Source organism: Pelagibacterium xiamenense, assembly GCF_021166475.1.
GTDB classification, from domain to species: domain Bacteria; phylum Pseudomonadota; class Alphaproteobacteria; order Rhizobiales; family Devosiaceae; genus Pelagibacterium; species Pelagibacterium xiamenense.
In genome coordinates this window covers 1,343,240-1,361,778 of sequence record NZ_JAJOYS010000001.1, presented here as the reverse complement: position 1 = coordinate 1,361,778, position 18,539 = coordinate 1,343,240, and the positions used below count along the sequence as shown (strand labels likewise).

The following is an 18,539-nucleotide window of genomic DNA, read 5'->3' as shown; positions in this document are numbered from 1 at the left end:
CTACGTTATGGTTGAGTGATCGTGATGCCCTTGAGAGCGTTACTGTCGGCGGGCAGTTCGCCATGGGTTTCGCGGACACCGTTGAAAGACAGGATGTAGGCGATGATGTCGGCATAGGCGGCGTCCGACAGGCCTCCGGCGTTGCCCTGCGGCATCGTCGTACGGATGACCTCGAATTTCGTGCTAAGCGGATCGTTGAGCCAGTTGAAGCGGAAGACCGGACCGGTGAGATCCGGCGCCGTCGAAACCGCACTGCGCAAGTCCTCCCCGTGGCAGCCGGCGCAGTTCGCGACATATTGCTCCTGACCTCGCGCAACCTGCTCCGGGCCGAAGGAGCCGCCTTCAAGGGTATAGTCCTGCGCTATCGCGGGCCCTGCGACCTGCGCGCTCGCCAACGCGGCGACCGCAGCGAACAGGCGAAAGCGAACATCGCCCAACGTGCGGTCTCGAGTCTCACGGAGATGTCCGATCGGTAGGGCGTCGCGCATGTGCCTCCTCCTTCTTACTGCTTTGGTCGTAGTGTTGAGGCCCGGCCCCGTTCATACGAATATGTTTATATCATACGATAGTCAATATCTCATTTATTGTCACATTTCACCGCCGTTGACCGCACGTTTATACAGTTTCAATAGCATCAAACGAACTTGACTAAACGAACTAGTTCGTACATTTGTGCGGTGCGCCATGACAGGAGAGCCTGAAACTATGCTCGGACCCAGCATCGAGGTAGCAATTGCCGGCCAAGACCAACTCGGTGAGACGCCCTTGTGGTGCGAGCGAAACGCTCGTCTTTATTGGCTCGACATTGAAAGGCCGAAGCTCCAGGCATTCGATCCATCGACCGGCGCTGTCGAGCGTTGGTCTTTCAACGCGTCCTATCTCGGCTCACACGCGCTTACCCAATGCGGTAAACACCTTCTCGCCCTTGACACCGCCCTTCATGTTTTTGACCGGACAACCGGCGACACCCAGCTTCTTGCCCAGGTTGAGGCGGAGACGGAAAACCGGCTTAACGACGGCCGTTGCGACGCCAAAGGGCGGTTCTGGGTCGGCACGATGGATAACGCACTCCATCGTCCCAATGGAGCGCTCTACCGGGTAGACGGCGCCGAGGTATCCCCGCCGATAATGAATGGCATCATCGTCTCAAACGGCATCGCCTTCTCGCCGGCGGGCGACAGGATGTATTTCACCGACACGCGCCGGCACCAGAGCTGGTCGTTCCGGTTTGATCCCGAGGCCGGCACAATTACCGACCGGCACCTCTTTGCAGACTATGCCCAAACGGGCGAACGGCCCGATGGTGCATGCGTCGATGTAGACGGCTGCCTGTGGACGGCATTCTTCGCGGGCGGAAAAATTGTGCGCTACACACCTGAGGGCGCTATCGACCGCAAAATCGCGCTTCCTGTCACCAATCCGACATGTCTTTGCTTCGGCGGCAGCGACTTCAAGACCCTCTACATCACAACCTCGCGGAAATTCCTTTCCGCCCAGCAGCTTGCGGCCGAACCGCTGGCCGGATCGGTCCTTGCGATCGAAGGCGCCGGTCAGGGCTTGCCCGAGAACCGCTTTGCCTTGCCGCAAACGGATCACACAGATCCCACACACATAGGAGGAAAACTATGAAACACTTCTTGCAGGCCGCCGTTTCAGCGGTAACGCTCATTGCTGCCGCGCCCCCCGTTATCGCCCAAGAAGCCACGCAGCTCTTGTTTTCGGATGTCACAACTGCGGACGCGCCCCGCTCGCAGGCCCTGGTCGACATATTTGCGCGTGAGATCGGCGAGGAATTCGCATTCGTTCCCTATTTCGGCGGCACGCTGACCGCCCAAGGCAGCGAATTGGCCGCCATACAGCGCGGCAACCTGCAGATGGCTCTGCTGCCACCGTCCGACCTCGCGCAGCAGGCACCTGAATTCAGCATTCTGAGCGCCGCCTATCTCGTTCGCGATGCCGAGCATCTCGAATCCATCTTCGCGAGCGAAGTTGGCGACACCCTGCGCCAGATTGCGCGTGACGAACTCGGTGTCGAAATCCTCGCCCCGGCCTATTACGGCACGCGACACGTCAACCTGCGCGGCGACAAGCACATTGAAACACCCGAGGACATGCAGGGCATTACGCTGCGCATGCCTGACGGCGATGCCTGGCAGTTCCTCGGCGAGGCGATCGGCGCCACGGCAACGCCGATGGCCTATGCGGAGGTTTATACCGGGCTTCAAACCGGTGTTATCGATGCCCAAGACAATCCGTTGCCCAACAACCAGTTGATGAAGTTCCATGAGGTGACCGACCAGATCATCCTGACGGGACACAATGTCGGCTTCGGCATGCTGCTCATCAGCGCAGATCTTTTCGATACTCTGACCGAAGAGCAACAGGCGCGCATGCGCGACGCGGCACATGACGCGTTCGAGTGGAGCACCGAGCAGTACCTGATTCAGGAGGCCGAATTGGTCGAGTATTTCAGGAACGAGGGCTTGGAGGTGTATACTCCGGATGTAGAGGCGTTCCGGGTCTTTGCGCAGGACAAATACCTCAATTCCGGTTTCTCGGCTGACTGGCCTGACGGCATGCTGGAACAGATCAACGCGCTCTAGTAGGTAAGGATACCGGTACCCAACCGAAATTCACGAGGGCGTGGCCAGTTGACAGGCCGCGCCCGCTTTTTTGCAAGGACGCAACAATGTCGGATACCGTCTATGTGCTCAACGGCCCCAACCTTAATCTTCTCGGCACACGCCAACCCGAAATCTACGGTCACGACACGCTCGAGGACGTTCAACGTCTGTGCGAAGAGGTCTGCACCGCCAATCGCGCGACACTGGAATTCCACCAGAGCAATGCCGAGCATCTGCTGATCGATTGGATTCAGGAAGCCCGGAGGTCACGGGGGCTGGTGATAAACCCGGCCGGCTATACGACAACCTCGGTTGCGATACGCGACGCGCTCCTGACCTGTGACTGCCCCATCTACGAGGTCCACATCTCCAACATCCACAAACGCGAGGCCTTCCGTCACAACTCCTACGTATCCGGCGTCGCCAACGGCGTCATCGCAGGATTCGGCATTCTGGGATATCGCTATGCGGTCGAGCGCATTTTTGCCTAGTCCGTCCTAGAGGCGAGGCACGGCCTTGTCCGGCAGGCCGCGCTTCTGGGCTGCAATCCGGAACGGCGCGTTCGGCGCGCCGTAGCCACTGTACCGCCCGCGCCGTTCGACGATCTCGAAGAAGAAACCGGCTCCGAAGAGGTTGGTGTATAGCTGGAAATATTCCCCGTTCTCGTCGCGGTCGTAGAGGATGTTGTGCGCGATCAGCCGATCGACAAATTCCGGCTCGAGGCCGAACCTAGCCTCGATATCGTCGAAGTAGTTCCGCGTGATCGGCAGCAGCGCCAACCCGTTGCGCTCCAGAGCCTCGGCTGTTGCAAAGATGTCGTCAGTGCGGAAGGCCACATGCTGAATGCTTGAACCGAAACCCGTGGCAATGAAGCGCCCCGCAAGCGTATTGCGGTTTTCCGCGCCGTTGAGCGTAAGGCGGAAAGCACCGTTGGACGCCTCCAGCACCTGGGAGCGGACGAGGCCGGCAGGATCCACGACATCGACCGTCGGGGACTTGGTCATGGAGAAGATCGATGTAAAGAACAGAACCCAGCTTAGCATCTCGCCGTGATCCATCGTCTCCGCGACGTGATCGACCGCCGCGAGCCCGATATACGGACTCGTTTCATCTGCAACAGGCTCGAACTCTACGGACCAGACATTCGCAAGCGGCTCCTTCTTGTCGAGGAAATAGATCAGACCGCCGCCGACCCCGCGTATCGCCGGGATTTCGAGCTCCATGGGTCCGACGGCTTGCTGAAACGGCGTCGCGCCCAAAACCTTGGCCCGTGCCACTGTATCCTTTGCGTCTTCGACCAGTAATCCGATCGCGTACGCGCAGGTGCCGTGCGCGATGTAATTCGAGTGTGCGACCCCATCGGCGTCGGTATTGACAACGAGGTTGATCGCGCCTTGCCGGAAATGCCGCACGCTCTTGGAGATATGGGCCCCTACTTCCGAAAAACCGAGCCTCTTGAGGAGCGCGATGAGCTCTTCGGATTCCGCCCCACCGGTGGCGAATTCGATGAACTCGACGCCCTTGACGTCGATGCGTTCCGGCATGGCCGGCAGGGCAATCTTGAGCCCTGGTTCCATGCGCCCGACGTCGTCAAGCAGGGCGACAAGGCTGCGCTGACCGTCCGTGGCGATCATCCTGGTATCGCCGCCGCGGAACTGGTCGTTGAAGATTTCGAGCGACCATGGACCGTCGTATCCGGTCGCGGCGACGGCGCGCGTGAAATCGAGAACCGGCAGATCCCCCTCTCCGGGCATGTTCCGGAAATGGCGGCTCCAAAAGAGGAGATCCATATCGATCCTGGGCGCATCCGCGAGCTGGACGATGAAGATCTTGTCGCCAGGGATCGACCGGATCGAATTGGGATCGATGCCGCGCGAGAGCGTGTGGAAGCTGTCGAGGATCAGCCCGACATTGGGATGGTCTGCACGCCGGACGATTTCCCAGGCGTCTCGATGGTCGTTTATGTGCCGCCCCCAGGCGAGCGCTTCATAACCGATACGGATACCGTGCTTCTTACCAAGTGCGCCCAGTTCGGCGAAATCGGCCGCCGCCCGGTCGATGCCGCCGAGCGATGCCGGCGAGGTGTTCGAGCACACCAGAACGAGATCGGCGCCCATCTGGTTCATGACATCGAACTTGCGGGCCGCTCGATCGAATGCGCGCGACCGGTACGGCTCGGGGAACCCCTCGAAATCGCGGAACGGCTGGAAAAGCGTTATCGCCAAGCCCCGATCGCGCACCATCCGGCCGACCTCGGCGGGCGACGCGTCGTAGGTCAAAAAGTCATTTTCGAAGATCTCGACGCCATTGAACCCAGCGGCCGCAATGGCATCGAGTTTTTCCTGGAAGTCGCCGCTCAGGCAGACCGTGGCGATTGAGGTTCTGATCATATCCGATCCTTCGAAACCGACGTGCACCTCGCGTTCTAACCGTTGTAGCCATACATCCGCGGCAGCCAGAGCACGACGTCCGGCGCATACGTGACGATGGCCAATCCGGCGATCATGATCGCGAGGAATGGCAGCAGGAACTTGATTGTCGATGCCACCGGCGACTTCGTGATGTTGCTCACCACGAACAGCAGAAGCCCATAGGGCGGGGTTGCCAGCCCGATCATGATGTTGACCACCACCACGACACCGAAATGCACCGGATCGATCCCCAGCGCCATCGCGGTCGGAATGAAGATGGGCACGATGACAAGCAGGATGGCGTTGCCCTCAAGAAGGCAGCCGAGCACCAGGAGAATGACGTTCACCACCAGTAGGAACATCACCGCGTCGAGGTTGTACCCCTCAAGCACCGAGCGTATTGCGCTGGGCACGTTCTCGATGGTCACGACATAGTTGAACGCAAGAGCTCCGGCGATGAGGATACCCACCGACGCGGTCGACTTTGCGCTCTGCCGGAAGGCTTCAAAGGCCTGACGCGGAGAGATCGACCGGTACAGAACAATCGACACAACGAAGGCATAGAGAGCCGCGAGCGCCGCGGCCTCGGTGGGGGTTGTCACACCACCGTAGATGCCAACGAGCAAGATGACGGGCATGAGGAGCGCCGGAATGGCATTGAGCGTCGCTTTAGGCAATTCGCGCACAGGCACGGCTTCCTCGACGGGGAAGTTGTACCGGCGCGCCATAATTGCGTTCGCGATCATCAGCAGGATGCCGAGGATGAGACCGGGCGCCACGCCCCCCAGGAACAGATAGCCGATCGACGTATCCGAAATCAGGGCATAGAGCACCATCGGAATGGAGGGCGGGATGATCGGCCCGATGATGGCGGACGCCGCTGTAAGCGCACCGGCGTAGGCGGCGGGGTACTTGCCGTCCTTGAGCATCAGATTGATGATGATGCGGCCCATCCCGACCGCATCGGCAATGGCCGATCCCGACATGCCCGAAAAGATGAGGCTCGAAACGACGTTAACGTGCCCTAGCCCGCCACGAAAACGCCCGACGAGCGCGCGGCAGAAGATGAGCAGGCGATCGCTCAGCGAACCGATGTTCATAAGATCGGCCGCGAAGATGAAAAGCGGAATGGCCAGAAGGATGTAGCTGCCATAGAGCCCGCGCAGGAGCTGTTCGGCGGCGATGCTCATGTCCATGCCGGAAATCAGCAGATAAAGGATCGATGCCCCGATCATCGCGTGGCCGATCGGAAGCCCCAAAAGGGCAAAGACCACGATGACCGCGACGGCTACGCCAAATTCAAAACTCATGATTCAAGAGGCTCCGAAGTATCGTGCGCAGCCGTGATTGCGACTTTCTTCCCGCGCACCGACCGGTAGAAGATCCAGCCGTAGCGGATGATGACGGCGATCGTGAAAATCACATAGACCGAGAAGACATAATCGAACCGCAGATCGAGATAGGAGGTCTCCTCAATCTTCATGAAGGTGACGTAGTCCCAGATCGCGGGCAGCGCGATGGCATAGATGCCGACAATGAATGCGGAAAAGATCAGCCGGAAGATGCGGCGCACCGGTTCGCTGACGCTGCTGTAGACAATGTCGAAACGGATTTCGTCGGCCTCGCTGACGGTAACCGACTGCCCCCACAGGATCACCCAAATCCACGCGATCGTCTGCACCTCTACCGTCCACCCGACCGGGTAGTTGAAGACGTAACGCATCACGACCTGGATGATGAACGTCACGAACATGGCGGTCAGCAGCACCGCCGACAGGCCGTCCGCTATAGAGTAGAGCCAGGAAGCGATCCTTTTGAGCGCGGTCATCGGCCGGTCTCCGATCAGAACGAGCGGCACACGCTTGACAGTGTGCCTCAAAAAAGGGCGAGCCAAAATCATCCAGCTCGCCCACCAACATCATTACCCCGCCGTCAGGGCGGTGGCTGGTCCCGGGCGTGAACCGGAACCAGACGCCAACTACATCGCGTTAATGGCGTCGAGCATGCCCTCGGGCCAGGAATCGGAGAATTCCGAATTCAGGTACATGTCCTGCGCATAGGCGCGGAAAGCCTCGCGGTCGGGCTCGTAGACGCGCAGCCCCTCGCCCTCGAAGAACTCGACGAGCTCGGCCTCTCGCGCAAGATGCTGCTCGGTGCTCCAGGCGATGATTTCGTCCGCCGCGGCCTGGAAGGTTTCCTGCTGCTCGGGCGTCATGTCGTTCCAAACGTCAAGGCTGACCGAGAGCAAGTCGAAGCCAACCAGGTGATTGGTCAGAACGATCTGGGAGGTCACCTCGTAGAACTTCATGTTGTAGTCGTTGGGCAGAGGATTGTCCTGGCCATCGATCGCGCCGGTCTGAAGCGCGGTATAGACTTCCGAATAGGCCAGCGGCGTGGGGTTCGCACCGATAGCGCGCCCCAGGAACTGCCAGGCATCGCCGCCTGGCATGCGCAGCGTCACGCCGTTGAGATCTTCCGGGGTCTGTACGTCGATCTCAGGCTTCAGATTGACCTGGCGGGTGCCGAAATAGAGCGGACCGAGAATCTTGACCCCGAGTTGCTCTTCGACCATCGCATAAAGCTCCTGGCCGACCTCGCTGGCCATCACCTCCTGCATGTGCTCCGCATCGTCGAACAGATAGGCAGAGGTCACAATCGACCACGCAGGGATCTGATTGGAGATATCCTGCGGTGAGGGGATACCCATTTCGAGGTTGCCGCGTTGCATTGCGGCAAGTTCGCCGCCCTGCGCCACGAGCGTGCCACCGAAGTAAAGCTCGACGTTGAAATCGTCGCTGACAAGGTCGGCGAAGCGCTGGAAGGCCTCCGCACGGATATCGGTCTCGGATACGACCGAGGAGAACCGCACGGTCGGCTTGTCCTGTGCGATAGCGGCGCCAGCGACACTCGCCAGCATCAGAGCACCAAGGCTGGTAGCCACGACCTGACGGCGATTGAGAAATGTCATCATTTCCTCCCTTGAAATGTGGGCTCGGACTGCCGAGCTCCTCTTACTCTCTACAGTTCGCATTTTATAAGTCAATACCGGCTATGTATGAGGATTTCAGTTTTATCTGCCCACCGTCATTGCCGGAGCTTTGCTGTGTCAGATTTTTGTACGAACTAGTTCGTTTAGTCAAGGGACGATCTCAATGGTTCGGCCGGACGTTCAACGCCGACCGTCTGCGCGCCCAGGAACCTAAAGTCCGAGACGGATCAGCACTTCTGGACGCAGCGCATAGCGAAGCACCATATCGATGCAGTTCGACCGTGTCCGGTTGACCACCTCAGGCGAGTAAAGGTCGTGCTTGAAAAGCTCGCTAAAGGTCGCCCGATTGGAAATATGAAAGAAACATAAGGCACTGATCTGCCAGTGAAGCTCAATGGCGACGAGCCCTGGGCGATAGAGCCCCGCAGCTTCACCCCGCTCGATAAGATCGGCCAGGCGTTGGTGCGCAGCAGCATTGAGCTTCTGCAAACCGGTCGCGCTGCGCACAAATTCGCCGTTGTGGATATTCTCGATCATCACCATCCGGATGAAATTTTCGCTTTGGGAATGATGGTCGAAAGTAAAGCCCACAAGGGCGCGCAGGGCATTGACAGGGTCGAGATCGGCGAGATCGAGCCGCGCTTCCCCCTCACGCACATCGCGGTAGGCCCCTTCGAGGCAATGGAGATATAGCCCCTCCTTGTCGCCAAAATAGTAGTAAATCATGCGCTTGCTGGCTTTGGTCTGCGCCGCGATCTCATCGATACGCGCGCCGGCCAAGCCGTTTCGCGCGAATTCGCGCGACGCAACCTCAATGATATCGCGCCGCTTCCCTTCGGGATCGTTCACCCGTTTGGCGGGTTTTGGACGCTCCCCCGCGCTGCCCGCGACGCTGTCCTCACTCATTGCCTGCCTCTTTCAACACCATCCGATACGTTGACTAAACGAACCAGTTCGTACATTTATACCCGAGTCACTCATTTTTAGCGACTGGCCTGGTGCGCCGCAACTGCACGCAGCCGGTCTGGAGTGCACCACCACGATAACGCTCAGGATATCAATGGCGCCCGTATCGTCCAACAAGCCCGCTCCATCCTCGTCAGCCCCCATTTACGCAGGGGCGGAATCGACCCTCGTCGGGCTTATCGGGCGCGGCATCGCGCTCTCGCAATCTCCACTCATGCATGAGCGCGAAGGACTCCGCCTGGGATTGAACTATGTCTACAAGCGCCTCGACTTTGACGTACTGGGGCTGAGCAACGCTGCACTCGGCGATATCCTGACGACCTGCGAACAGGTCGGCTTTTCCGGTGTCAACGTCACGCACCCATTCAAGCAGGCGGCAATCGCCTATCTCGACGATCTTTCTCCCGAAGCGCGCAATATCGGCGCCGTCAACACCGTCGTATTCAAGGATGGCACGCGCACCGGCCATAATACCGATTGCTGGGGCTTTGCCGAAAGCGTCCGGCAGGGATTGTCCCGAGCATCGCTCGATACCGTCGTTCTCGTCGGCGCTGGGGGTGCGGGGCGGGCCGTATTGCAGGCACTCGTGGATCTGGGCGCAAAATCCATCCGGGTCTACGACGAAAATCCGGACAACGCAGCCGGCGTCGTCGGTGCGCTGACCGCCCTACCCGCTTCAACCGAATGCGTCGCGATCACGGATCTGCCCGCGGCGATCGCGTCGGCAAACGGTGTCATCAACGCCACGCCGGTCGGCATGGCAAAATACCCGGGCGTCGCGATTCCGATCGACTGCCTAACCTCCCGACATTGGGTAGCGGACATTGTCTACTTCCCTGAGCAAACCCAGTTGATCACTGCAGCCAAGGCTAAGGGTTGCCGCGTGCTCACGGGCGGCGGCATGGCCGTTTACCAGGCCGTCCGCGCGTTCGAACTGTTCTCGGGCATCAGACCGGATGCCGAATCGATGGCGCGGGTCCGCCAAACGGCCTAGGCCGGGATTTTCCCCGTGCCTAGTATATGCTCAACGCCGCTCTGGACGTGCGCGGTCAGCACGTCCACGGCCCGGTCGGCATCGCGCGCCAGCGCCAGGTCACGCAGCCTCTCATGCTCCTCGGCGGCAGGCTTGCCACGGAAGTCGAGCACCAGCATGTGATACCGCAAAAATCTGTCGAAGACCGACGAGTGCGTCGTCATCAACGCCGGAGCTGCGCAAGCGGAAATCGTCGCGTGGTGAAAGCCCCAATCCTGTCCGACCCAACGCTCGACCTGAGACTGATCGCCGCCGATCAGGTTCTTCTCCACCTGCGCAAGCTTGTAGTGTGCCGACACCACGGCGCCCTCCCACTCGAGATCCCCCTCAGCGAAGGACTTGCGTAATGCATAGGTCTCCAGAAGGAGCCTGAGGTCAGCAACATCCCTGAGGCCCGCCTGAGATACCTGGGTTACCTCAAAGCCGCGCTGGCCCTCCGCGCTTACGAATTCCTCAACCGTAAGCTTGCTCAGGATTTCGCGCAGGGTCGAAACGCTGACGCCGTATTTTTCCTTGAGAACTTCAAGGCGAAGCTTCTGACCCGGTTTGAGCCGACCGTGAATGATGTCCGTTCGAATCCGACGAAATGCGATATCGCCGACGGTTTCGCCGTCCTGCCCGAACTCGTCAAACTTGCGATGCAGCATATATTTCACGCTTTCTCATACGAAACATGCATCTGATTGCCTGAAAACCACGCAAAAAGCAAGAACGCGGCCGAAGCCGCGTTCAAGAGGCCGGAGCAACTGCACACGGCGGTAGATGATGGGCTCAGCCCTATTCCTGGCAGAAAGGCTCCTTGCCCATGACACCGTCGATGCCGCCAAGGATGTGCTGACGCCAATTTTCGTCGACAAGGATTTCGACGCTGTGCCCAAGCGTCGTCACCCACGCGCGGCCGCCATCGTAGTAGTGGCACCAGGACACGGGGTTGGTTTCGCCCATGCCCGGATGGCCGTAGTACCCGCTGACGCCCTCTGTCCGGGTCGCGTTATCGACACTGAGAAGGACGCGGACATCGCTGAGCCAGCGGGGATCAGGATGCACGTTGTAGAACTCCTCCGGACCGAATTCGACGCCGTCGAGGTGGGCAACCGAAACATCGTTGTCGCTATGCGAAATCACGGTTCCGGTTTGACGCGGGCCGTGGTCGAAGAGTTGCGCCCCCAGCAAGCCTTCGAACCAGGTGTCGTTGAAGTTCGTACCGAACGCGTTGTGGATGCCCACAAAGCCACCGCCGCCTTCGATGTAGATGCGCAGTGCCATCATACCGAGGCTCGATACCGCGTCACGCCCGGTGTTGAAGAAGACGATGGCATCGTAGGGGCGCAGCCGGAAACCGCTCTCGAGATCGGCGGGATCCTGCGTGCTTGTCACCTCGTAACCTTCGGCTTCAAGCATGTCTTCGAGGACCGACACACCGGCCTCGCGGTTGTCGTGCGGCCCAACACCGGGCGCGACGTGGTAAAAGATCAGGACTTTCCACGGCTCCTCGTCGCCTGACGTGCGATCGAACCAGGCGTTGTAACAGGTCTCATCGACGCTGCCGCAAAAGCCGTATTTCTCGAACGTAGTGTAGCGCGGTTCGGGCCCCGCCATATCCTCTTGTGCAAACGCGCCTCCGACTACGCCCGACAGGGCCAGTACGCATGCCGCCGCGCCAAATGCGCGCTTCATTGACCTATACACCATAGCAATCTCCTCCTTTGCCATCTCGTGCTGCGGGGTGTGTGCCCCAAACTGGCAAGCCTGTTTTAGACACCACTTTACCTGCGAAGCAATACCTTCGCATACATTTCTTATTTTATGTGTGATTTTTAATTTTATCATGCACATGTATCGCGAAAATGGGCTGGTGCCCGCCAAAGGTCTTTGATCGACCGGCTTCCTTGCGCTTGCTAAGCGCTGTCACCAGCCGCATTTTTATCACTCAAATTGGAAAACATATGAGAAAATATCATTGACATGATGTTATGAACATTCGATAGCATACCTGCTAAACGAAACCTGATGCAGGACGGGCGTCTTTGCCCGGCCTGTCCCGAGGAGACATGCGATGGCGCGCGAAATCACAGCTGATGAAAAACAACTGGCCGCAGATATGCTGGCACGCGGGCGCCGGGCCATGGAGCGGATCGCCCACTACACCCAGGAGGACGTCGACCGCGTCGCGCGCGCCATCGGCTGGGCCACGGCAAACGAAAAGACGTTCACGCGCCTCGCCCATATGGGTGTCGACGAAAGCGGCCTCGGCGACCGGGAAGGCCGGCCTGCCAAACGCTTCAAGATCATCGGCGTGTTGCGTGACGCCTTGCGCGGAAAAAGCGTTGGGGTGATCGAGGAACTGCCGGAGAAAGGGATTGTGAAGTACGCCAAACCTGCCGGCGTCATCGCCTCGCTGATTCCGACGACTAACCCTGCCCTCACGCCCCCGGTGACGGCCATTTATGCGCTCAAGTGCAAGAACGCGGTGATCTTTTCGCCGCATCCGCGGGCGAAAAAGACCACCAACGAAATGGTTTCGATCATGAGGCGGCAGCTCGAGAAGATCGGTGCTCCGGCGGACCTCCTTCAATGTGTCGAAAGCCCTTCCATCCCGCTCACCAACGAGTTGATGTCGATCTGCGACCTCACGATGGCGACGGGTGGCGCGCCAATGGTGCGCGCGGCCTATAGCTCCGGTAAGCCTGCCTACGGTGTTGGCGCCGGTAATTCCACGATCGTCATCGATGAAACGGCCGACATCGAACAAGCGGCACAGAACACGCGAACGTCCAAGCTTTCGGACTTTGGCTCAGGGTGTTCGGCCGACGGCAACATGCTGATCGACGCCAAGATTTACGATGCGATGCTCGAGGCGCTTCGGGCTGAAGGCGGTTATTTGTGCTCCGAAGAGGAAAAGCGAAAGCTCAAAGGCGCGCTCTGGGACGATGAAGGCGCCCGCAAAATCGATACCGTCGCTGTCCCGGCTGCCCGCATCGCCGAGGCCGCGGGGTTCGCTGTTCCTGAAAGCACCAGGTTCCTCATCGTTCGGCAAGACAAGATCGGCAAGGAGCACTTCTTTTCCAAGGAGAAGCTCTCGGTGACTCTCGCCGTCTACAAATACGAGACGTTCGATCAGGCACTCGAAATGGTCCGGCAGATCTACGAGGTCGGCGGCAAGGGCCATTCGTGCGGCATCTACTCGCACAGCGATGAAAATATAGACCGTCTCGCGCGGGTCGCGCCGGTAAGCCGCATGATGGTGCGCCAACCCCAATCCAAGGCCAATGCCGGCTCGTTCACCAACGGCATGCCGATGACCTCGAGCCTGGGCTGTGGGATCTGGGGCGGCAATATCACCAACGAGAACATTTCGCTCAAGCACTACATGAACGTCACCTGGGTTTCCCGACCTATCCCGGAGGACCGCCCGAGCGACGAAGAATTGTTCGGCGAGTTCTACAACACCGAAACGATGTAGCCCCAAGAACGACAAGAAAACGGGAGGCCTCGACAGCCATGAAAGAAAAAGTAGCCGATCTGCTGGTGCGCTATCTCGAGCGCCGCGGGGTCAAGCACATCTTCGGGCTGTGCGGACACACCAATATCGCCGTGCTGGCGGCGATGGCCAATACGAGCCTTAAATTCGTCAACGTCCGGCATGAGCAGATCGCAGCGCACGCGGCCGATGGGTACGCGCGCGTGACCGGCAAAGCGTCGGTCGTGCTCAGCCATTTGGGGCCGGGCATGACCAATGCGGCGACCGGCGTTGCCAATGCCGCTCTCGACTGCATTCCGATGGTCGTGATCGCCGGCGATATCCCCTCGCACTATTATGGCAAGCACCCGCATCAGGAGATCAACCTCCACGCCGACGCAGCACAGTGGGAGGTCTACCGTCCTTTCGTCAAGCGTGCGTGGAGGGTCGACCGGGCCGATCTTTTCCCCGAGATCATCCAGAAAGCTTTCCAGCTCGCCGAGAGCGGTCAACCGGGACCGGTACTTGTAAGCGTGCCCATGGATGTATTTTCCGCCGAGATCGACGGATCGGCGTTTGATCTACGCCAGACCACGCAAGAGCTCGTACGGCCTAGCCTTTCTACCGATACCGCCGAACGGATCGTGCGCGAACTCGCGGAGATCGAACGCCCGCTCATTTATGCGGGCGGCGGCGTTCTGCTTGCCCGGGCGTCAGACGATCTGGCGGCGCTCGCCGAGCATCTCTCGATCCCCGTCGCCCACAGTCTCATGGGCAAGGGTGTCATCCCCGACGACCACGATATGACACTCGGGATGACGGGTTTCTGGGGCACGCAGCTTTGCAACGATACCTGCCTGAACGCCGAAACAATTCTTGCCGTCGGGACCCGCTTCAAAGAAGCGGACAGTTCGTCCTGGTACCGGGATTATACGTTCAATATTCCCCCCACGAAGCTTCTTCACATCGATATCGATCCTTCAGAGATCGGACGGAATTTCCCCGTCGAAATCGGGGTTGTCGCGGACCTCAAGGCCGCTCTGGGGCAGCTTCTCGCCACCGCAAGGCGGCTCTACCCGAACGGGCGCAAGGACGATGCCCTACGGGCTGCGATTTCCGACTTCCGCACGAAGTTCAAGGCATCGAACCATGAGAACGCGACTTCGGACGCCTTTCCGATGATGCCGGAGCGCATTCTTGCAGACGTGCGCGCCTGCCTGCCGCGCGACGGGTACATCACCACCGATGTGGGTTGGAACAAGAACGGGGTCGGTCAGCAGTTCGATATCTATACCCCCGGCACCATCCTTACTCCCGGCGGCTTCGCGACGATGGGTTTCGGCCCCCCCGCTGCACTTGGCGTCAAGATCGCCAGGCCCGACCGTGTCGTTGTCTCGTTGGTAGGTGATGGCGGGTTCGGACAAAACCCGGCCATGCTCGCTACCGCGCGCGAAGAAGGGCTCGGCATCGTCTGGGTAGTGATGAACAACAACGCCTACGGCACGATCGCGGGGCTTCAAAAGGCGCATTTCGGCTTGACGCTGGGTACGGTCTTTCCCGACACCGACGCGCGCATTCCGGACTTTGCGGCCATGGCCCGTTCATTCGGGGTCGAAGGCATCCGGATCAATTCCGCCGAGGCGTTCAAGCCCGCGCTTGAAGCCGCTATTGCTTCGGGGAAACCCACGGTGATCGACGTGATGATGATCAACAATCCCACGCCGACGACGGGCCATTGGAACATTCTCGACATCTATTCGCCCGGCAAGAACGTCGGTCACGTCGCCACTTAGGTTCGAGGAGGATTCCATGCCCGACACCGATCGCTCGGCCAAGCAAGCGATGATGGATTGGTGGCAAACCGACATCATTGAAATGGAACCCGGCATCATCCGCTTCTGGGGCTACCCCATCGAGGAGCTGATCGGATCCGCCAATTTCGCGCAAATGATCTGGCTGATGACGCGTGGCGAATTGCCGACACGCGAGCAGGCGCAATTGCTCGATGCCGCGCTTGTGGCCGGGGTCGACCATGGTCCGCAAGCCCCTTCGATTGCGATCTCTCGTATGGCCTCGACCTGCGGTGTGGGGCTCAACAACGCGATGGCATCTGCGATGAACGTCCTTGGCGACGTGCATGGCGGCGCCGGCGAACAGGCGGTCGAACTCTATTGCGCCATCGCAGCCCGAATCGACGGCGGGCAGGATCTCGATGCCGCCGTTGCGGACGGCATCGATACGTTTATTGAAGAACACGGGAAATACCTGCCCGGATTCGGGCACCGTTTTCATCCCGTTGATCCGCGTGCACCGAGACTCATGGCCCTGGTGCGCGACGCAGCCTCGCACGGCGTAGTCGGAGGCGGCTTCGTGTCTATCGCAGAGAGCATCGAGGCGACCCTTACCGAACGCAAGGGGCGCCCGATCCCGATGAACATCGACGGCGCGACCGCGGTTATCTACGCCGAACTGGGCTTTCCCGCGCCGCTGGCGCGTGGCCTGTTCTGCATATCGCGCAACGTTGGAATCATGGCGCACGCGTGGGAGCAGATGCAGCAGGGCGGGCGCAACAAGGGACCACTGCCTCGGCAATACCTCTGGAGTTATACCGGCAAGGCGAAACGCTCCGTTCCGTCGAGCTCCGGTTAAGGCCGCGAACAACGCTGTTGCGGCCTTTGGGAGGGGGCACGACATGCCAATTCTGGATCTCAGTTTTCAGTCCATTCTGGCGCGTATTCTCGCGGCCACTGTTGTCGCGACACTGCTGGGCGCGTTTCTCGCGCTTGTAGCGGACCAGCTTGGAGATCACGGTCCGAAATTCGACGGCAGGCTGACGTCCAATCCGGTCGCCCATACGAGCCTTTGGTCGCTCGTGGCCACGACGGCGATGCTTGCAGGATGGACCAAATTGCTGACGCTCGAGCCAACACAGGACAGCTGCCCGGCCGCGCGACCTATCATTGTTGCGCTTTGCGGAGAGGCCGCGCTGATCGCCTTCGGATTGGGTATCGGTCAACTGAGCCCGGTCATCGCCGCCTACTGGCCGCAATCGAGTTCCGCGTTCGCACTCACGCTCGTCAGAACATTGAGGGAGGCAAGTTTTGGCTTCGCACTGCTCAATCTCCTCCCCCTGCCGCCGCTATTGGGCGGATACATTCTTCAATACCTTGCGCCGTCTGCATTTGACTCCATTGCCAGGCGCTCGGGCTTGACCTCGCTAGTCATTGCCGAGGGGGGCCTGTCCTTTCACGCATTGGTTTCGTCAAATCCAATTGCCTGGATCGAGGCCAGTATATGAGTGTCTCCGTCTCTCCTGCCCTCGCTATCAACGTTCGGAATGTTTCGAAACGCTTCGGCCGGGTCCTGGCGCTCGACGATGTGAATCTTTCGGTGCCCGAGGGCAATGTCTTGGCGCTGGTAGGACCAAACGGCGCGGGCAAATCGACACTGATCGATATCCTCTGCACGATCGGCAAGCCCGATAGCGGGCACGTGGAGGTGTCCGGGATCGATGCCGTCCGCCATCCGCTCAAGGCCCGTCAAAAGCTCGGTGTGGTCTTTCAGGAGCCCACGCTGGATACCCGCCTGACGGTGCGCGAAAACCTCACCTTCCACGGCATGGTTTATCAGATGTGCCGTTCCGAACGGCGAGCGCGCGCCGACGCGGTGCTCGAACTGGTGGAGCTGGCCGACTGGGGCAATGCCGTGACGCGCACGTTGTCCTCGGGTATGCGGAGGCGGTTGGAGATCGCGCGAGCGCTGATGCACGAGCCCCGGATCCTCTTTCTCGACGAACCTACGATCGGACTCGATGCGCAATCGCGTGCAAAGATCTGGAGCTATCTCGAAACCCTGAGAGACACCCAGGGCCTGACGCTCATCGTCACAACCCATTATATCGACGAGGTGGAAGGCAGCGACGCCGTCTACATCATCGACCACGGCAAAATCCTCGCCTGCGGAGCGCCCGATGCGCTCAAGGCGGACTATGGCCGAACGCTTTTGAAGGTCTCCCCGCGCGGAGAAATGGTTCGAGCAACGCTCGTCAAACGCTATCCGGACGCCGTGGAAACCGCAGATGGTCAACTGCTCATCGCCATTGACCAAACCGTGAGCGCGGACGCTTTGCTTGCTGAATTGGGGACGCAATTGCGTGGGATTTCCGTCGAGCAGCCAAGCCTTGAAAGTGTCTTTCTATCGCTAACCGGCCGCGACTTGCGCGACGCGCCAACTGGCACATCAAACGGGACCCGCAATGCTTAAGGTGCCTGACAGATTGGTGGTCAGCGCACACCCCACCAGCGTATCAGTTACCGCTGTCGCGGTTGTGCGGGCTGGATTTCTCGTTTTCATCCTCGCGCTCTGGTGGGTCGCATCTGCCAACCTTGCACGCAATATCTTGCCGTCACCGTTAACGACCCTGGAGACGGCCGTGCACCTCTTGTACGGCGGGGTATTACAGCGCGCGACCTTACAGAGCATAGCGGTCTACCTTTCAGGGTTTGGGCTTGCAATCGCGTTTGCTATTCCGCTCGGCGTTGCCATGGGAGCCTTCAGGCCCTTGGGCAAGACCCTGGAAGTCTATGTCTACGCGCTCGCCGCCACCCCGCGGGTGGCCTTTATCCCACTGATCATCGTGATCCTGGGGCTCGGGAGCGAGGCCAAGGTATTCATCGTCTTTTTGGGGGCCGCTATGCCGATCCTCATCAACACCTACGCCGGCGTTCGACAAGCCGACGGCAACCTCATCGAAATGGCGCGCTCGGTCGGAGCCAGCGGTCCACGCATTTTTGCCCGGATCATTCTGCCCGGGGCAGTGCCCTATGTAATCGCCGGACTGCGGCTTGGCGCAACCATAGGCCTCATCAATACGGTTGTCGCCGAGCTCTATACAGCGGTTCAGGGGCTCGGCGGATTGCTGGCGATCTACGGCAACAGTTTTCGAATGGCGGAGTACTTCGTCGTGGTCCTGACGCTTGCGGCCATCGGCGTCGTCGTCACCGAAGGTCTGCGCGTGCTCGAACTACGGCTCGGACGCTGGCGCGTTTGATCCCAA

General features: G+C 59.7%; 18 protein-coding genes. 10 read left to right on the top strand and 8 right to left on the bottom strand.

The features are described 5' to 3' along the window. Positions 1-5 precede the first annotated feature (5 nt). On the bottom strand, positions 6-488 hold the full coding sequence (locus tag LSG43_RS06720; RefSeq protein ID WP_231802291.1) for a c-type cytochrome: 483 nt from the start codon (positions 486-488) through the stop codon (positions 6-8). Positions 489-672: 184 nt separating this feature from the next. Here LSG43_RS06720 and LSG43_RS06715 point away from each other — a divergent pair, with 184 nt between their 5' ends. The 3 genes from LSG43_RS06715 (at position 673) to aroQ (ending at position 3,115) form a co-directional block, all read left to right on the top strand. Continuing rightward, positions 673-1,629 (top strand): SMP-30/gluconolactonase/LRE family protein, encoded by a 957-nt coding sequence (locus LSG43_RS06715; protein ID WP_231802289.1) that lies wholly within the window; start codon positions 673-675, stop codon positions 1,627-1,629. After that, positions 1,626-2,603, top strand: a complete 978-nt coding sequence (dctP, locus tag LSG43_RS06710) for a TRAP transporter substrate-binding protein DctP (protein ID WP_231802287.1) — start codon at positions 1,626-1,628, stop codon at positions 2,601-2,603. The genes LSG43_RS06715 and dctP (LSG43_RS06710) overlap by 4 nt, the downstream gene beginning before the upstream one ends. An 86-nt stretch (positions 2,604-2,689) precedes the next feature. Then, positions 2,690-3,115: a type II 3-dehydroquinate dehydratase gene (aroQ, locus tag LSG43_RS06705; RefSeq protein ID WP_231802285.1), complete on the top strand. Its 426-nt coding sequence runs from the start codon at positions 2,690-2,692 to the stop codon at positions 3,113-3,115. Between the two features lie 6 nt (positions 3,116-3,121). On the opposite strand, the gene LSG43_RS06700 is transcribed toward aroQ, so the two are convergent. From LSG43_RS06700 to LSG43_RS06680, 5 genes are all read right to left on the bottom strand, one after another. Next, complete coding sequence (locus LSG43_RS06700; protein WP_231802829.1) at positions 3,122-5,011, bottom strand: bifunctional sugar phosphate isomerase/epimerase/4-hydroxyphenylpyruvate dioxygenase family protein; 1,890 nt, start codon at positions 5,009-5,011, stop codon at positions 3,122-3,124. 38 nt (positions 5,012-5,049) lie between these two features. Next, positions 5,050-6,345 (bottom strand): TRAP transporter large permease, encoded by a 1,296-nt coding sequence (locus tag LSG43_RS06695; RefSeq protein ID WP_231802283.1) that lies wholly within the window; start codon positions 6,343-6,345, stop codon positions 5,050-5,052. After that, positions 6,342-6,863, bottom strand: coding sequence for a TRAP transporter small permease (locus LSG43_RS06690; RefSeq protein WP_231802281.1), 522 nt, complete (start codon positions 6,861-6,863; stop codon positions 6,342-6,344). Before LSG43_RS06690 ends, LSG43_RS06695 begins: the two co-directional genes overlap by 4 nt. A gap of 150 nt (positions 6,864-7,013) precedes the next feature. Beyond that, positions 7,014-8,006: a TRAP transporter substrate-binding protein DctP gene (gene dctP, locus LSG43_RS06685; protein WP_439652006.1), complete on the bottom strand. Its 993-nt coding sequence runs from the start codon at positions 8,004-8,006 to the stop codon at positions 7,014-7,016. A gap of 228 nt (positions 8,007-8,234) precedes the next feature. After that, positions 8,235-8,930 carry a TetR/AcrR family transcriptional regulator gene (locus tag LSG43_RS06680; protein WP_231802277.1) on the bottom strand — a complete coding sequence of 232 codons (696 nt, stop codon included), beginning with the start codon at positions 8,928-8,930 and terminating at the stop codon, positions 8,235-8,237. A 154-nt stretch (positions 8,931-9,084) separates the two neighbouring features. Here LSG43_RS06680 and LSG43_RS06675 point away from each other — a divergent pair, with 154 nt between their 5' ends. Next, the gene (locus LSG43_RS06675) at positions 9,085-9,984 is read left to right on the top strand and encodes a shikimate dehydrogenase (protein ID WP_231802275.1); all 900 of its coding nucleotides are present in this window, start codon (positions 9,085-9,087) and stop codon (positions 9,982-9,984) included. Here the strand turns inward: LSG43_RS06675 and LSG43_RS06670 are convergent. Then, positions 9,981-10,670 (bottom strand): GntR family transcriptional regulator, encoded by a 690-nt coding sequence (locus LSG43_RS06670; protein WP_231802827.1) that lies wholly within the window; start codon positions 10,668-10,670, stop codon positions 9,981-9,983. The genes LSG43_RS06675 and LSG43_RS06670 overlap by 4 nt on opposite strands. A 130-nt stretch (positions 10,671-10,800) precedes the next feature. Beyond that, complete coding sequence (locus tag LSG43_RS06665) at positions 10,801-11,715, bottom strand: ThuA domain-containing protein (RefSeq protein ID WP_231802273.1); 915 nt, start codon at positions 11,713-11,715, stop codon at positions 10,801-10,803. A gap of 364 nt (positions 11,716-12,079) precedes the next feature. Here LSG43_RS06665 and LSG43_RS06660 point away from each other — a divergent pair, with 364 nt between their 5' ends. The 6 genes from LSG43_RS06660 to LSG43_RS16450 are packed head-to-tail and all read left to right on the top strand — an operon-like array spanning position 12,080 to position 18,533. Further along, complete coding sequence (locus LSG43_RS06660) at positions 12,080-13,486, top strand: aldehyde dehydrogenase family protein (protein WP_231802271.1); 1,407 nt, start codon at positions 12,080-12,082, stop codon at positions 13,484-13,486. 38 nt (positions 13,487-13,524) lie between these two features. Beyond that, positions 13,525-15,276: a thiamine pyrophosphate-binding protein gene (locus LSG43_RS06655; RefSeq protein ID WP_231802269.1), complete on the top strand. Its 1,752-nt coding sequence runs from the start codon at positions 13,525-13,527 to the stop codon at positions 15,274-15,276. Positions 15,277-15,292: 16 nt separating this feature from the next. After that, the gene (locus tag LSG43_RS06650) at positions 15,293-16,132 is read left to right on the top strand and encodes a citryl-CoA lyase (protein ID WP_231802267.1); all 840 of its coding nucleotides are present in this window, start codon (positions 15,293-15,295) and stop codon (positions 16,130-16,132) included. 43 nt (positions 16,133-16,175) lie between these two features. Next, a complete protein-coding gene (locus tag LSG43_RS06645; RefSeq protein ID WP_231802265.1) occupies positions 16,176-16,781 on the top strand; it encodes a hypothetical protein in 606 nt (201 codons plus the stop codon). Continuing rightward, positions 16,778-17,746 (top strand): ABC transporter ATP-binding protein, encoded by a 969-nt coding sequence (locus LSG43_RS06640; protein ID WP_231802263.1) that lies wholly within the window; start codon positions 16,778-16,780, stop codon positions 17,744-17,746. Before LSG43_RS06645 ends, LSG43_RS06640 begins: the two co-directional genes overlap by 4 nt. Continuing rightward, positions 17,739-18,533, top strand: a complete 795-nt coding sequence (locus LSG43_RS16450) for an ABC transporter permease (protein ID WP_255714027.1) — start codon at positions 17,739-17,741, stop codon at positions 18,531-18,533. Before LSG43_RS06640 ends, LSG43_RS16450 begins: the two co-directional genes overlap by 8 nt. Positions 18,534-18,539: the final 6 nt, after the last annotated feature.

What these genes read in the sequence shown, in the direction of transcription:
- LSG43_RS06695 (WP_231802283.1), bottom strand. Translation starts at nt 6,345, where the DNA reads ATGAGTTTTGAATTTGGCGTAGCCGTCGCGGTCATCGTGGTCTTTGCC.
- LSG43_RS06670 (WP_231802827.1), bottom strand. Translation starts at nt 10,670, where the DNA reads ATGCTGCATCGCAAGTTTGACGAGTTCGGGCAGGACGGCGAAACCGTC.
- LSG43_RS16450 (WP_255714027.1), top strand. Translation starts at nt 17,739, where the DNA reads ATGCTTAAGGTGCCTGACAGATTGGTGGTCAGCGCACACCCCACCAGC.
- dctP (WP_231802287.1), top strand. Translation starts at nt 1,626, where the DNA reads ATGAAACACTTCTTGCAGGCCGCCGTTTCAGCGGTAACGCTCATTGCT.
- LSG43_RS06640 (WP_231802263.1), top strand. Translation starts at nt 16,778, where the DNA reads ATGAGTGTCTCCGTCTCTCCTGCCCTCGCTATCAACGTTCGGAATGTT.
- aroQ (WP_231802285.1), top strand. Translation starts at nt 2,690, where the DNA reads ATGTCGGATACCGTCTATGTGCTCAACGGCCCCAACCTTAATCTTCTC.
- LSG43_RS06665 (WP_231802273.1), bottom strand. Translation starts at nt 11,715, where the DNA reads ATGGTGTATAGGTCAATGAAGCGCGCATTTGGCGCGGCGGCATGCGTA.
- LSG43_RS06675 (WP_231802275.1), top strand. Translation starts at nt 9,085, where the DNA reads ATGGCGCCCGTATCGTCCAACAAGCCCGCTCCATCCTCGTCAGCCCCC.
- LSG43_RS06655 (WP_231802269.1), top strand. Translation starts at nt 13,525, where the DNA reads ATGAAAGAAAAAGTAGCCGATCTGCTGGTGCGCTATCTCGAGCGCCGC.
- LSG43_RS06650 (WP_231802267.1), top strand. Translation starts at nt 15,293, where the DNA reads ATGCCCGACACCGATCGCTCGGCCAAGCAAGCGATGATGGATTGGTGG.
- dctP (WP_439652006.1), bottom strand. Translation starts at nt 8,006, where the DNA reads ATGATGACATTTCTCAATCGCCGTCAGGTCGTGGCTACCAGCCTTGGT.
- LSG43_RS06690 (WP_231802281.1), bottom strand. Translation starts at nt 6,863, where the DNA reads ATGACCGCGCTCAAAAGGATCGCTTCCTGGCTCTACTCTATAGCGGAC.
- LSG43_RS06720 (WP_231802291.1), bottom strand. Translation starts at nt 488, where the DNA reads ATGCGCGACGCCCTACCGATCGGACATCTCCGTGAGACTCGAGACCGC.
- LSG43_RS06645 (WP_231802265.1), top strand. Translation starts at nt 16,176, where the DNA reads ATGCCAATTCTGGATCTCAGTTTTCAGTCCATTCTGGCGCGTATTCTC.
- LSG43_RS06680 (WP_231802277.1), bottom strand. Translation starts at nt 8,930, where the DNA reads ATGAGTGAGGACAGCGTCGCGGGCAGCGCGGGGGAGCGTCCAAAACCC.
- LSG43_RS06660 (WP_231802271.1), top strand. Translation starts at nt 12,080, where the DNA reads ATGGCGCGCGAAATCACAGCTGATGAAAAACAACTGGCCGCAGATATG.